The 14,060-nt window shown below is 69.6% G+C and carries 8 protein-coding genes; 5 read left to right on the plus strand and 3 right to left on the minus strand.

The genetic code is table 11. The features are described 5' to 3' along the window. Nucleotides 1–26: 26 nt before the first annotated feature. Together IFSED24_RS15310 and IFSED24_RS15315 are read right to left on the minus strand one after the other, a co-directional pair. Nucleotides 27–3,398, minus strand: coding sequence for a hypothetical protein (locus IFSED24_RS15310; RefSeq protein WP_491332346.1), 3,372 nt, complete (start codon nucleotides 3,396–3,398; stop codon nucleotides 27–29). A gap of 100 nt (nucleotides 3,399–3,498) precedes the next feature. Next, complete coding sequence (locus IFSED24_RS15315) at nucleotides 3,499–6,858, minus strand: FlgD immunoglobulin-like domain containing protein (RefSeq protein WP_491332347.1); 3,360 nt, start codon at nucleotides 6,856–6,858, stop codon at nucleotides 3,499–3,501. A 567-nt stretch (nucleotides 6,859–7,425) separates the two neighbouring features. Between IFSED24_RS15315 and IFSED24_RS15320 the strand changes: the two genes are divergently transcribed. Further along, on the plus strand, nucleotides 7,426–9,156 hold the full coding sequence (locus tag IFSED24_RS15320; RefSeq protein ID WP_491332348.1) for a DUF885 domain-containing protein: 1,731 nt from the start codon (nucleotides 7,426–7,428) through the stop codon (nucleotides 9,154–9,156). On the opposite strand, the gene mutM is transcribed toward IFSED24_RS15320, so the two are convergent. Further along, on the minus strand, nucleotides 9,157–9,975 hold the full coding sequence (mutM, locus tag IFSED24_RS15325; protein ID WP_491332349.1) for a bifunctional DNA-formamidopyrimidine glycosylase/DNA-(apurinic or apyrimidinic site) lyase: 819 nt from the start codon (nucleotides 9,973–9,975) through the stop codon (nucleotides 9,157–9,159). 158 nt (nucleotides 9,976–10,133) lie between these two features. Here mutM and IFSED24_RS15330 point away from each other — a divergent pair, with 158 nt between their 5' ends. From IFSED24_RS15330 to IFSED24_RS15345, 4 genes are all read left to right on the plus strand, one after another. Beyond that, complete coding sequence (locus tag IFSED24_RS15330) at nucleotides 10,134–10,535, plus strand: response regulator (RefSeq protein WP_491332350.1); 402 nt, start codon at nucleotides 10,134–10,136, stop codon at nucleotides 10,533–10,535. Nucleotides 10,536–10,557: 22 nt separating this feature from the next. Continuing rightward, nucleotides 10,558–11,412: a CheR family methyltransferase gene (locus IFSED24_RS15335; protein WP_491332351.1), complete on the plus strand. Its 855-nt coding sequence runs from the start codon at nucleotides 10,558–10,560 to the stop codon at nucleotides 11,410–11,412. A 97-nt stretch (nucleotides 11,413–11,509) separates the two neighbouring features. Continuing rightward, entirely contained in the window at nucleotides 11,510–13,366 is a 1,857-nt protein-coding gene (gene pepF / locus IFSED24_RS15340) for an oligoendopeptidase F (RefSeq protein WP_491332352.1), read from the plus strand. Next, on the plus strand, nucleotides 13,363–13,965 hold the full coding sequence (locus IFSED24_RS15345; RefSeq protein WP_491332353.1) for a hypothetical protein: 603 nt from the start codon (nucleotides 13,363–13,365) through the stop codon (nucleotides 13,963–13,965). The genes pepF and IFSED24_RS15345 overlap by 4 nt, the downstream gene beginning before the upstream one ends. Nucleotides 13,966–14,060 lie beyond the last annotated feature (95 nt).

Genomic DNA, 14,060 nt, shown 5'->3' on the forward strand with positions numbered 1-14,060 from the left:
TTCACGCGAGGCGACCGTGGTCGCCGTCACTTCACCAGTTCCAGCTTGCCCGTGGCGGACCAGGGGCCCGCGTCCAGGCGGTAGAGATAGGTGCCGGCGGCCACGGCCCGGCCGGCCTGATCCCGACCCTGCCAGCGGGCGGCATGGCGGCCGGCGCCGAGGTCCTCGTTCATCAGCTCGGCCACGCGGCGACCGTCGAGGCTGTATACCACCAGCCGCACGCGCTGGGCGGCTGGCAGATCGAAGGCGATCTCGCAGGTGGGGTTGAAGGGGTTGGGCGTGGGCAGACCGGCGCGGAACACCGTGGGCAGGTCCTGGTCCGGGACGGCCGTGGGCCAGCCGCTCTCGAGGACCGCGCCGTCGATGTCGCGCAGCTCGAGAACGGGTGGTGGCAGGGTCATCGGTCCGGCGGCCACCAGGCGCAGGAGTTCGCCGGTGCCGACGATCCCAACGCCATGGCCGAGCATGGCGAGCCCGGCGCTGGCTGCATCGCGGCCAGGCACCAGGAACCACGGATAGGGCTGGCTGCGCAGCAGTTCGCCGGCCTCCAGGCGGAGCGGCTGACCCTGGGCGTCGCCGGCCAGGTGCAGCGCCTTCAGCCGGGGACACGGCGCCTCGAGCACCAGTGCCCAGGTCGCGGGTCCGACCTGGCGCCAGGCCAGCCGGGGCGGTGCGCTCGGCAAGGGGCCGGGTGGCGGGTCCTGATCGAGGTCGAACTGGTCGGCGAAGACCAGCAGGTCCTCGAGGTCGACGGATTCGTCGGGCAGCGGAATGCCCGTGGCGCCGCCGTCGGCGGGGGCCACGTCGCAGTCGCCGTCGAAGCCCGGGTCGGTGCGCACGAGGTCGTAGGTGTCGCCCAGGCGGGTCATGTCGTAGAGGTCGACCAGGCCGTCGCCGGGCGATCCGGGGGGCTGGCTGCGCACGTCGCCGAGGCGGTAGTTGGTGGCGCGGGCCTGGGCGCCGCTGTCGGGCGGGCCCAAGTTGCCGGCCTGGTCCTCGGCGAAGGCGCCGAAGTAGACGATGTCGCGCTCGCTGCCGTCGGCGGGGAAGGTCTGCTGGTGGACGGTGCCCTCCCCGGTGAAGACCGCCTCGCCGGCGTCGGGGTCGGTGGGGTAGTCGGGTTCGGTGGCGTCGTAGAACGGATAGTCGCCCCAGCGGGCCGCGCGCACCACGGTCTGCCGGTAGTGGAGGTCGCTCCCGGTGGCGTCGTTCCAGGCGAGGTCGATGGTGTTGTGTCCCGGGGTGGCGGTCAGGCCGCTGATCGTGGTGGGGGGCGTGTTGTCCACCACGAATGGGTCGAAGGCCTGGGGCGCCAAGTTGCCCGCGGGATCCCAGGCCTCGACCACGGCGGACTGGGGGCCGTCGGGAGGGAGGATCGCCGGCCGGGCCGCCCAGGACGCGTTGTTGCCGATGAAATAATCGGGGGCCTGGTAGATCACCTCGTTGCCCCAGAGCACCGCGGCGATCAGGCGGATCCCGGCCACGCCGAACGAGGGATCCCCGTCGGTGATGTCGCTGGACACCGAGAGCATGTCACCGTTCTTGGCGAACTCGTCGGTGTGGGGCAGGGTCTCGTTGGTCAGCTTGACGTCGGCGATGACCGGCGCCTGCAGGTCCACCACCACCTGACCCTGGTCCAGGGTGAAGCCGCCGATGGGCTGGTTCTGGTTGTTGCGCATGTGCAGGAGCGAGATGTTCAGCGGGCTCGGCGTCCAGTCCGGTGTGCCGATGGCGCGGAACACCACCTCCAGGAGCGGGCCGTTGTCGCAGCCGGATTGTTCGCCGCCCAGTGCGGCATCGACGCGCACGCCGCCCTCGGTGGGAACGCTCTGGAAGAAGGTGGCGTCGGCGAACGACCCGTACGACGGACGGGTCACGGACACCGCCTCGATCACCGCGGGATCCCAGCTCAGGTCCAGCGAGAAGCCGTAGAGCGCGCCGTCGGCGCCGCCCAGGTACTCGACCGTCACCACGTCGCTGTAATCGGCGCCGTCCTGGTCGGCCAGCGAGATCACCTGGGGCAGCGGCACCGGCGCCAGGTTGCCCTCGAGCCAGGGGTCGAACCGCACGTTGTCGCTGACCGTGTTGCCGAGTCCGATGGGGTTGAGCGAGGGATGGAAGGGACCGGTGGGGTGTCCCCACCAGCAGCCGCGGGCGTCCAGCGGAGCGAGGGTGTTGGCGAAGGCGCCGAAGCTGTTGTTGCTCTGGACCACGCTCCCGCTCAACCGGGCCTGGACCTCGCCCGGCGAGTACTCGAGCGAGATCACTCCCGTGTTCCAGTCCACGAACTCGCAGCCGGTGATCTCCAGGTCCTGGATGCCCACCACCGAGCGCACGGCCAGGCCGCGGGATGCGGGCACTCCCATGCCCGTGAACGTGCACTGGCGCAGGCGCACCGGCCAGCTCGGCCAGGGGCGCGTGGGAGGCGGTACGAGGTCGACGGTGGGCAGGGGGTCGGGGAAGTGGAGCTCGCGCGGGCCCTTCTCCACGATGCCCAGGGTGCCGACGCTCAGCATCCCGTAGGCGTAGGTCCCCTCGTCGTCGCGGCTGACCACCTCGCAGTTCTCGATCTCGGTGTCGTTGCGGACGAAGTAGCCGCCGGTCTGGTTGTTGAGCAGGCGGCAATCGAAGATGCGCAGGTGCAGGCAGTTCAGGGACACCAGGCCGCTGGCGGTGATGGTGGGGTAGGGGTCTCCGTCGTACCAGACGTTGCGGACGGTGCAGTTGCGCAGGAGGGCGTCGCTGAGCACGCTCAACTCGATGCCGTTCTGGACCGCGTCGGAGTAGATGTCCATGGGGTCGATGACCAGGTCCTGGAGGTCCACCGAGAGGTCGAAGCCGCTGGCCACCACGCCGGCCTTCTGGAAGCGCTCGATCACCACGTCGCGCACGGTCAGCAGGCGCGTGTAGGGGTCGGCGCCCGTGGTGGCGAAGATGCCGATGCCGCTGGTCAGTCCGTCCACCGGGGTGCGGTGCAGGTTGACCAGGTGGACATCCTCGACCACGCCGCCGGTGCGCCAGTGGAGGATGCCGACGAGGCGCCCGGTCTCGGGGGCTCTGCCGAGCCCGTCGATGGTCAGGCCCTGGATATTCACGCGTTCGGCCGGGATCTCGCAGCTGACGATGGGGACCCACTGGTTGGTGCCGACGGAATGCGGCAGGTCCACGGGAGATTGGATGGTGGTCTGGTCCGACCCCGCACCCATGATCATCAGGTCCAGGGTGACCACGACCTGTTCCTCGTAGGTTCCCGGCGCGATGGCCACGGTGTCTCCGGGCGCGGCGGCATCGATGGCCGCCTGGATCGTCGGATAGGCGGTGGGCACCTCGAGCAAGGCGGCGGTCGCGGAGGCCGTCAACAGCAGGAGCGCCACGAGGGCGGGTCCAGATCTGGTCATGGCAAGGCTTCCCTTCGTCGCCGTGATCGTCCTGGGTGCGTCCGGGGCGGCGCGTCCAGTGCGGGGCTCCGGTTCATCCGGCGCCCCGCTCATCGGAGGTCTACTTGACCAGGATCATCTTGCGGACCTGGCGGAAGTCGCCCGCACGCAGCGCGTAGAAATAGGTCCCGGTCGCCACCTGGCGGCCGGCGTCGTCGCGACCCTGCCACACGACCTCGTGCCGGCCGGCGGCGAGCTCCTCGTCGAGCAGCGTGCGCACCAGGCGGCCTTCCACCGTGTAGATCGCCAGCCGGGCCCGCTCGTCGTGCGGCAGCGCGAAGACGATGGTGGTGGCCGGGTTGAACGGGTTGGGGTAGTTCTGCGCCAGCGCGTGCGCCTGGGGCACGGGGGCGCCGGTCGTCTGCGGCAGCTCCACCAGCAGCTCCTGGTTGCCGAGATCGCGCGCGGCCACCTTGGCCGCGAGGTCGGCCACGGGGGCGCTCGTGGTCACCCGTAGCAACTCACCGTGGCCCGTGATGGCCTCGCCGAAGCCGATGGTCGCCAGGCCTGCGTCCAGGCCGTTGGCCGCGATGTTGCGCAGGAAGACGGGGGCATCCTGCTGGCCGAGCAGCGCGCCGCCGGCGATCTGGCAGCTCACGCCCGCGGGCAGCTCGGCGGTCACCTGGACGCCCTTGAGGTTGGTGCAGTCCTCGAGCAGGGCGAGCACCCAGGTGATCTCGTCCAGGCGTTCCCAGCGCAAGGTGGGCACCTCGCCACCGTCGAACTTCCGCGCGGGATCGACCTCGCCGTAGTTCAGCGCGAAGACCATCAGGTCCTCGAACTGCACCTGGAAACCGTCGCTCTGGGGATCGGGAATGCCGCGCTGGCTGTAATCGAAGGTGGGACCGACGTCGCAGTCGCCGTCGTAGCCCTCCTGGCCGAAGGTCTTGCCGTAGCTCTCGCCCAGCGCGTTGACGTCGGGGTCGACGGTCAGATACCCGTCGCCGTCGGTGTCGCCGAGCCAGTAGTTGGTGGCGGCGCCGGTCTCGCCCAGCGGGCCGGCATTGCCCACCAGGTCGACCACGAAGCCCGCGAGTACGTAGACGTCGCGCGGCGCGATCGCCCAGTCCCAGAGCGCGCCGGACACGGGGTCGCCGACGGGTTCGCCCTGGGTGATGTCGGCCGGGGCGTCGGGCACAGCACCGGTATAGTGGGGGTAGCCGCCCCACGCCGCGTAGCGGAAGGCCACGCCCGCGAGGGGCGAACCGCCGTCGGCCGCGGGCTCGGTCCAGGCCAGGTGGATCTGCTCGTGGCCGGGCAGCACCTGCAGGCCCACGAGCGGCAGCGGCGGCGTGTTGTCGGCGGTGATCTCGTCGCTCAGGGTGGCCGACTGGCCGAGGCCGTCGAAGCAGGTGATCACGGCGGCCACCGCCCCGTCGCCCGTGTCGGCGAGCGGTCCGAAGGTCCAGGTGTAGACATTGCCGTCGACGGTGGCGTCGCCGAGGCCGAGCACCGGGCCGCCGAACGCGGTGAGGTCGCAGGTCAGGGTGGCGATGTCGTCCTCGACCACGGTGGCGTCGACCTGGATGTCATGGCCGTCGCGGGTCCAGTCCACCGAAGGCAGCGTGGTGTCGGTGACCAGGACTTCGAGGATCGCGGGCGCGTCGAGGTCGACCACGACCAGGCCGGGGTCGGGGAGCAGGCCGGTGAGCATGGCGTTGTCCACGTCGCGGATCTCGTTGACCGTGATCGTGAGCGGCGTCTCGGCGCCGCCGGTAGCGCCGGTGGCCGCGGCGAAGAGCGCCTGGAAGAGCGAGGCGGCGAAGGTGCCGGGCACCTCGCCGCCCAGCGCGGCGTCCACGCGGACGTGGCCGGTGTCGATGTCCTGGGCCGCGAAGAGCGTGGCGGCGGCGAAATCGCCGCTGGCCGGCAGACCGAAGTCGGCGGCCACCGCGGTGGCCACCTCGGGATCCCACACCACGTCGATGCTGTAGCCGTAGATGCGGCCGCTGGCGCCGCCGGTGTAGTCGAAGACCACGGTGCCGGCGGGGGTGACCGCGTCGAGGACCAGGGGGTCGGGCACGCAGAGCAGGTTCGTGAGGTCGGCGATCCAGGGGTCGTAGTCGACGTTCACGGAGACCGTGGCGCCCTGGCCGGGGCCCTCGCCGCCGGGTCCGGCCGCATCGCCCCACCACGAGTCCTCGGCGTCGACCACCAGCGGGGCGTCGTTGAGGACGCCGGCGGTGCAGGCGGCGAAGGAGCTCTGGTCCAGGTCCGCGGCGAGGATGGTGCCGTCGGTGGGCGTCGCCTCGTTGACGTAGGCCGCCAGGTCGAAGCCGGCGAAGGTATTGCCGGTGGCGGCGAACTCCAGGTCGTCCAGACCCTGCTCGTTGAGCAGCCAGAGCCCGACGCAGTCGAGGTTGTCGGCCACGGCCGGGTCGAGGGCGAAGGTGTTGCCGGTGATGGCGTAGGCGATGGTGGCCTTGGCCGCGCGCGGCTGGCGAGGCTTCTCCTGCAGCGGCTGCGGCGAGCGCTTGGTGCGGCGGTTCAGCTTGAAGCCGCCCACGTAGTTGTCGGCGATCAGGCCGATGCCGAACTCGGCCACCCGCGGCACCGTGAGCTCGTTGTCGGTGATGGTCATGGGCGCGAGGGTGAGCCAGATGCCGGTCTGGCAGCCGCGGAGCGTGTTGCCGGTGAGGCTGCCCGTGCAGTCGTAGAGGATGAGACCGGTGGCGGTCCAGGTGGAGCCGTCCCAGGCCACGTCGCGCACCAGGTTGCCGGTGACGGTGGCGGTGATGTCGGGGCCCTCGATCTGGAGGCCGTTCTGAGCGGTGATGTCGGTGGGGCCCTGGCCCACGGTCTCGTTGCCGTCGATGGTCAGGTCGAGCGCCGTGCCCGCGGTGGCGAACAGAGCCATGGCGTTCTTCTGGTAGTCGTGGATCAGGCAGTCCTGCACGGTGAAGGTGCGGGCGGTGGCGTCTTCGTTGTAGAGGTAGAGCGCCACGCCGTGCTGGGCGCCGCTGAAAGGAGTGTTGCGGACGCGGACGATCTCCACGTCGCTCACCGAGCCGCCCGCGTTGTGGTAGTCCACACCCATGAATTGATCGTGGTCGTTGCCCATGCCGGCGCCGTCGACGGTCAGCGCGGAGAGCTGGACCTCCGCGGCCTGGGCCCAGATCACGGGATGGTGGTCGCCCGATCCGGTGGTATAGGCCACGGCCAGCGACGCCGGGGCTTCGACGGTGGTCAGGCCCTGTCCGGCGCCGATCACCGCGAGGTCCTTACCGTCGATGAACACCTGTTCGACGTAGGTCCCGGCGGCCACGTGGATGGTGTCGCCGCTCACGGCGGCGTCCACGGCGTCCTGGATGGTGGCGTAGGTCTCGCCGGGGCCGACGTAGAGCTCGTCGCCCAGGGCCTGGCCCAGCAATCCCAGCAGCATCAGCAGGACGATGATCATCCGGACAGGCGTCGCTTTCATGGCTTGGCTCCCTCGGTCGGAATGAAAGCTGTGGGGGCGATGTGGTGAATGGGGCCCCCGGGGCGAGTTCCTATCGTGCAGTCTCAGCGATCCGACCACGCTCTCGGGGCCACCTTCGATCAAGCCGGAGGTTGTCCTGTTTGCATGAGGCATCGTCGTGATCCTTTCGATGGGCTGAGATCCAACATCCCGATACCAGAGCTGTCATCCTGGAGCAGTAGACCGAGGGGTGCGAATCAAGTGTGTCTGGGATGAATGATGGCAGATCAAAACGGGCAGATACGCGTCCGTCGAACGCCCTTCTGTTCCCCCTGATACAAGACCCCCCTGGACGTCCTTGTTCGAAATGGGGCCGTTGGTCAATGGTGCCGTAGCAATCGAAGAAGATCCTCTGAAATATGGCCGGATCATACTCTTCCCTGCCTTTATAATCAACAAGTTGGAGAAATTTGAAGATATCTTGAAGCGGGTCGCCACGCGCCCCCTGATCCGACCCCAGGTTGCCGCAGCCGCGACCTCATGCTAGGTTCCCGCCCATCCTCGTTTCCTCCCCACGGAAGGTCCGCCATGCGCCGCCTCGCTGCCCTCGCCGTCCTGATGCCCATCGTGCTCTTGACCGCCTGCGACCGCGGTCCCTCCGCCGAGGCCGAGTTCACCGGCCTGGCCGGCCGCTACCTCCAGGCGCTCTACGCCCACGACCCGGTCTGGGCCACCCAGCTCGGCAACCACGACCACGACGACGCGCTGCCCGACCTCTCGCTGGGCAGCCTCGACGCCTGGGCCGACCTCAACCGCGCCTACCGCGACAGCCTGCGGGCCATCGACCCCGCCGCGCTCGACGCCGCCGACCGCATCGACCGCGAGATCCTCCTCGAGCGGGTGAAGGAGGCCATCTTCCGCCACGAGGAGTTGCAGGAGCACCGCACAGACCCGCTCCTCTACAACCCCGGGGATGCGCTCTATGCGCTGCTCGCCCGCGATTTCGCCCCGCTGCCCCACCGGCTGCACCAGTTACAGCGCCGTCTCGAGCAGATCCCCGCGTTCCTGGAGACGGCCCGCGTCAACCTGCAGGACCCGCCGGCGGTGGCCACACGCACCGCCATCACCCAGATCCAGGGCACCACCAACCTGGTCATGGACGGCCTGGATACCTACCTCGACGAGGCGCCCGAGCTGCGGGCCCAGCTCGCCGGACCGCGCGCCGAGGCCATCGCCGCGCTCTCGCTCTACGGCCAGTGGCTCGAGCAGGATCTCTTGCCCCGGTCCACGGGGGATTTCCGGCTGGGCGACGAGCGCTGGCGGCGGAAGCTGCGCTTCACCCTCTCCAGCGACCTTGCTCCCGAGGAGATCCTGGCCAGCGCCGAGCGCGATCTGGCCGCCACCACCGCGCGGCTGCACGAGCTGGCGCTGTCGCTCTACGCCGAGCGCCTGGGTCCGGAGGCGCCGCCGCCGGCGTCGCTGTCCGCGCGCGCGGTCGTCGCCGCGGTCCTCGACGACCTCGCCGACGACCACCCCGGCGACGAGACCATTGTCGACCAGGCCCGCAGCGACCTCGCCCGCATCACCGCCTTCGTCCGCGAGCACGACCTGGTCGCCGTGCCCGAGGAGCCGGTGCAGATCATCGTCATGCCCGAGCACCAGCGCGGCATCGCCATCGCCTACTGCGACTCGCCGGGACCGCTCGAGCCCGAGCTGCCCTGCTTCTACGCCATCGCGCCCACGCCCGCCGACTGGCCATCCGAGCGCACCCGGTCGTTCTACCGCGAGTACAACGATTACATGCTGCAGAATCTGACCATCCACGAGGCCATGCCCGGCCACTACCTGCAGATCAACCACGCCAACCGCTACCGGGGCTCGACCCCGGTGCGCGCGGTCTTCACCAGCGGCACCTTCGTGGAAGGCTGGGCCACCTACGCCGAGCAGCTCATGGTGGAGGCTGGCCACGGCGGCCCCGAGCTGGAGATGCAGCAGCTCAAGATGCGGCTGCGGCTGATCATCAACGCCATCATCGACCAGAAGATCCACACCGCCGGCATGACCGAGACCGAGGCCATGGCGCTGATGATGGAGCAGGGTTTCCAGGAGGAGGGCGAGGCCGCCGGCAAGTGGGTCCGCGCTTGCCTGACCTCGACCCAGCTGTCGACCTACTACGTGGGCAACCTCGAGCTCAATGCGCTGCGGCGCGACTGGCAGGCGCGGCGTGGCGCCGCGTACACGCACCGGGAATTCCACGACCGGCTGCTGTCATTCGGATCGCCGGCGCCCCGGTACGTCCGCCAGCTGCTGGAGCTCTGATCAGCGGGGCTGGCCCGCCGCCTGGCAAGCGGGGCAGAAGCACGACGACCGTCCCGCGATGACGAGCCGCTGGATGACGGCGCCGCAGCGACCACAGGCCTCGCCGCGGCGTCCGTACACCCTCAGCTTCCGCCGGAAATTCCCGGGTTTGCCGTGGAAGTCGGTGAAGTTGAGGAAGGTGGTGCCGCCGTGGCGGATGGCCAGCCGGAGCACGCCCTTGGCCTCGCGGAGCACGCGCTGCAGCGTCGGCCGGTCCAGTTCCGCCGGCTGCGCCAGCGGATGCACGCCGGCGCGGAAGAGCGCCTCGTCGACGTAGATGTTCCCCAGACCCGCCGCCACGCCCTGGTCGAGCAGGACGGCCTTCAACGGCGCCCGCCGCCGGTGCACGCGTTCGTGCCACTCGGCGAAGCGCACCGCGAGCATGTCGGGGCCCACGTGGGCGAGTTCCTCGGTGCGCCAGCCGTCGCCCACCACCCGCCAGCGGCCGAACTTGCGGATGTCCCGGTAGTGCACGGTCTTGCCGGCGAAGTCCAGGGTGAGGTGGACGTGCTGGTCGGGCCGGTAGCCCTCGAGGACGAAGACCTGGCCGGTCATACGCAGGTGGAGCATGACGTGGCTGGGGCCGTCGAAGTCGAGGACCAGGTACTTGCCGTGGCGCTGGACCTGTCGGAGCACGCGCCCCACCATGGCGCGCCGCACCGCGGCGGCCGAGGGTTCGAGCACGCCGCCGAAATGCACTTTCAGGCCGGTGCAGCGACGATCCTGCAGGTTCTCGCGCAGCGCTCGGGCCACGCTCTCGACCTCTGGCAATTCGGGCACGCCGACCTCCTGTCAATGGCCATGGCCACAAGGGGTTATTCCGGGATAAAGCCCCGGCGACCCCGGCCGATAAGGTAGCAGAGTTCCGACCAGGCGGCGGGGTCTATCATGCCCCGTGCCGAGGACCCGTGACCCGACCGCGGACCCGAGGAAACAACATGCGAGTTCTGGTAGTCGAGGACGATTTCATCAGCAGGCGTCTGCTCTGCCGCTATCTGGAGGCCCACGGCGAGTGCGACGTGGCCGTCAACGGAAACGAGGCCGTGGGGGCCTTCAAGCAGGTCCTGCTGGCCAACGAGCGCTACGACCTGGTCTGCCTCGACATCATGATGCCGGGGATGGACGGCCAGGAGACGCTCAAGCGCCTGCGCGCGCTGGAACGCGAGCACGCGGTCGACGTCCGGGAGCGTGCCCGGGTCATCATGACCACCGCCCTCGAGGACCACGACAACGTCATGGCCGCCTTCAGCAACGATTGCGACGGCTACGTGGTCAAGCCCATCGAGAAGAAGAAGTTCCTGTCCACGCTGCAGGAGATCGGCCTGCCCGTGAGCGTCTAGCTGCCTACCCAACGAGGTCGACATGGGTCTGAAAGTCGCGCCGCCGCAGGAATCGCTCCGGATCACCGAGCAGGAATTCCAGACCGTCCGCCAGCTGGTCTACGACAACTTCGGCATCAACCTCACCGAGCAGAAGCGGTCGCTGGTGGTGGGCCGGCTGCAGAAGGTGCTGCGCCAGCGCCGGCTGCCCGACTTCGCGAGCTACCTCCAGTGGCTGCACGACGACCAGACCGGCGAGGGCCTCGAGGAGCTGGCCAACCGCATTTCCACCAACCACACCTTCTTCTGGCGCGAGAACAGCCACTTCAACCACTTCGCCCAGACCGTGCTGCCCGAGGCCGCCGCGCGGCACCGCCAGCAGGGAGGCAACGTGCGGTTCTGGTGCGCCGGCTGCTCCAGCGGCGAGGAGCCCTACACACTGGTCATGCTCATGAAGGAGACCTACGGCGCCGACTACGCCGCGCTCAAGCCGCTGCTCCTGGCCACCGACATCTCGGCCACCGCGCTCAGCACCGCCATGACCGGGATCTACAGCGAGGAACGGCTGCAGCAGATGCCGGCCGAGCTGCGCCGCAAGTACTTCCGTAAGGGCCCGCAGGCCGGGACCTGGCAGGTGGTCGACGAGATCCGCAGCGAGGTGGTCTACCGCCGGCACAACCTCATGAACACCACCTTCCCGTTCAAGAAGGCCTTCGACGCGGTGTTCTGCCGCAACGTGATGATCTACTTCGACCGTCCCACCCGCGACGCGCTGGTCCAGCGCTTCCACCGGCACACGGTCTCCGGCGGCTACCTCTTCATCGGCCATTCGGAGACCCTGGGCCGCGACGGGGCGCTCTACGAGTACGTGCTGCCCGCTGCCTATCGCCGCAAGTGACCTACCTGTAAAACCGGCCGTTGGCAGCCGCTGCGGCCGTGGCTTACATTCTGCCAGATCAGTTTCACCGTCCCGCAGACCAGGAGAGGTCCGTCTCATGCGCCATCGGCCCCGGTTCGACGAGGAGATCGCCCAGGGCGGCGGCCACAGCGCTCCCGAACGCCACGAGATCGACGAACGCTTCAAGTGGCGTGTCGATCGTGTCTTCGCCGACTGGGCAGCCTGGGAGCAGGCGTTCGCCGCGGTGGAGGCGGCGTTGCCCGGGCTGGCGCAGCGGCGCGGTTCGCCGGCCGCCGGCCCGGGCGCGCTGCTCGAGACCATCGGGGCGATCCATGCGGTGCAGCGGCAACTCGAGGTGGTGTCGGTCTACGCGTCCATGCGCAGCGACGAGGACACGCGCATCTCCGAGAACACCGCGCGCCGCGGACGCGCCGGCAGCCTGGCCACCCGTTTCGCCGAGGCCGTGAGCTGGTTCGAGCCCGAGCTGCTGGCCCTCGACGACGCGGTGATCGCGGGCTACCTCGAGCAGGACGAGGGCCTCCGGCTCTACGCCCACTACCTCGACGACGTCCGCCGCCTGCGGAAGCACACCCTCGATCCCGACCGCGAGGCGCTCCTCGCGGCCGCGAGCAACGTGACCCGCGGCCCCGGCCGCATCTTCTCCGCGCTCACCGACGCCGACATGCGTTTCCCGGTGATCCGGGACGAACAAGGCGACGAGGTCGCGCTGTCGCACGCGCGGTTCTCGCGCTATCTGCGCTCGCGCGACCGCGAGGTGCGGCGCCAGGCCTTCGAGGGCTATCTCGACACCTACGGCGCGGTGGCCAACACGCTGGCCGCCACCATGGACGCCAACGTCAAGAACCACGTCTTCAGCGCCGAGAGCCGCCGCTACGACGGCTGCCTCCACGCCGCGCTCCACCCCGACGCGGTGCCCGTGGAGGTCTTCCACAACCTGCTGGCCGAGGTGCGCGCCAACCTCGCCACCGTCCACCGCTACACCGCGCTGAAGCAGCGCGTGCTCGGCGTGGACCCGCTCCGCGAGCACGACCTCTACGTTCCGCTCTTCGGCGAGGCCGAGATCAAGTTCGAGTACGCCGAGGCGTGCGACCTGCTTCTGGAGGCCTTCGCTCCGCTGGGGACGGCGTACCAGGATGCCGTGCGCCAGGGCTACCGCGAGGGCTGGATCGACGTCCACGAGAACCAGGGCAAGCGCAGCGGCGCCTACTCCAGCGGGGTCTACGACACCCAGCCGTACATCCTGCTGAACTGGTCGGGCCAGCTCTCGGACACCTTCACCCTCGCCCACGAGCTGGGCCACAGCCTGCATTCCTATCTGGCGGCGCGCCACCAGCCCTACGTCTACGGCGACTACCCCATCTTCACCGCCGAGGTGGCGAGCACGTTCAACGAGCTGCTCCTCTTGGACCACCTCCTGGAGACCACCACCGACCCGGACCGGCGGCTCTACCTCCTGGACCACCACCTCGCCCAGATGACCGGCACGGTGGTGCGGCAGACCATGTTCGCCGAATTCGAGCTGAAGGTCCACGAGCTCGCCGAACAGCGCGAGACCCTCACCGCCGACGCCATGGGCGACCTCTACCACGGGATCCTCGGCGATTACTGGGGACCGCAGGCGCAGCTCGACCCCGAACGCAGCCGCCTCACCTGGTCGCGGATCCCGCACTTCTACTACAACTTCTACGTCTACCAGTACGCCACGGCCTACTCGGCGGCGGTGGCGCTGAGCCGCGCGGTGCTGGCCGGCGGCGAGTCCGAGCGAGAGCGCTACCTCGACATCCTGCGCTCGGGCTGCAGCCTCTACCCGGTGGAGAACCTGGCGCGCGGCGGGGTCGACATGATGACGCGGGAGCCGTTCCGCGATATCTTCCGTCTCTATGGCGAGCGCCTGGACGAGATCGAGCGGCTGCTCGCGGCGAGGGGACGATGATGCGCTGGCTGGTCCTGATGCTGCTGATCATGGTGGCGGCGTGCGGCGGCGAGAAGTCGACACCGCAGGCCGAGGCGCGGGGCGATACGAGCTCGACCTTCACCCAGGTGCCCGACCTGGTGGAGGGCGGTTTCGTGAGGGCCTACGAGGAGGCCGGCTTCCACGTCTACTGGCCCGACGGCTGCAAGGGGATCCGGGAAGAGGTGAACGAGGGCCCCACGCGGTTCGCCGCCAAGGAGTGGATCTACACCTGCCGGCCCGGGGGCGGCGGCGGGCTCGCCTACAGCATCCGCGTCATGCGCGAGGCGCACGAGAAGGACGGGTCGGCGCCAACCCCGCGGTTCGTGGTGACGCAGATCGAGGCCATGCTGCAGCATCTGGACGTGCGCGCCGAGCGCCAGCGGCCGCTGGAGGCGGGCGCCATCCAGGGCGTGGAGGTGCAGGCCAGCGCCGCCGATGGGGCGCGGGAGGTCTGGCTGCGGGGGCTGCTGGTGGGGCACGACGTGTACACGCTGCTGGCGGTGAACGACGAGGGCGGACTCTTCGCGGACGGCGAGGCGCGCGACTTCTTCGCCTCGTTCGGGATCGACGGTCCCTAGCGAACGCCACCGGGTCCGGGCCGCGGCGCCGGCACCGCACCATGGCGTTTGACAACCGCCGGCTCGCGCCGCTGCGTTGGTCACCGGTACCCGAA

It is taken from the genome of Candidatus Latescibacter sp. IFSED24, assembly GCF_058273205.1.

Excerpts from the sequence above, each read along its gene's own strand:
- IFSED24_RS15345 (WP_491332353.1), top strand. The coding sequence starts at position 13,363 with ATGATGCGCTGGCTGGTCCTGATGCTGCTGATCATGGTGGCGGCGTGC.
- IFSED24_RS15320 (WP_491332348.1), top strand. The coding sequence starts at position 7,426 with ATGCGCCGCCTCGCTGCCCTCGCCGTCCTGATGCCCATCGTGCTCTTG.
- IFSED24_RS15315 (WP_491332347.1), bottom strand. The coding sequence starts at position 6,858 with ATGAAAGCGACGCCTGTCCGGATGATCATCGTCCTGCTGATGCTGCTG.
- IFSED24_RS15310 (WP_491332346.1), bottom strand. The coding sequence starts at position 3,398 with ATGACCAGATCTGGACCCGCCCTCGTGGCGCTCCTGCTGTTGACGGCC.
- pepF (WP_491332352.1), top strand. The coding sequence starts at position 11,510 with ATGCGCCATCGGCCCCGGTTCGACGAGGAGATCGCCCAGGGCGGCGGC.
- IFSED24_RS15330 (WP_491332350.1), top strand. The coding sequence starts at position 10,134 with ATGCGAGTTCTGGTAGTCGAGGACGATTTCATCAGCAGGCGTCTGCTC.
- IFSED24_RS15335 (WP_491332351.1), top strand. The coding sequence starts at position 10,558 with ATGGGTCTGAAAGTCGCGCCGCCGCAGGAATCGCTCCGGATCACCGAG.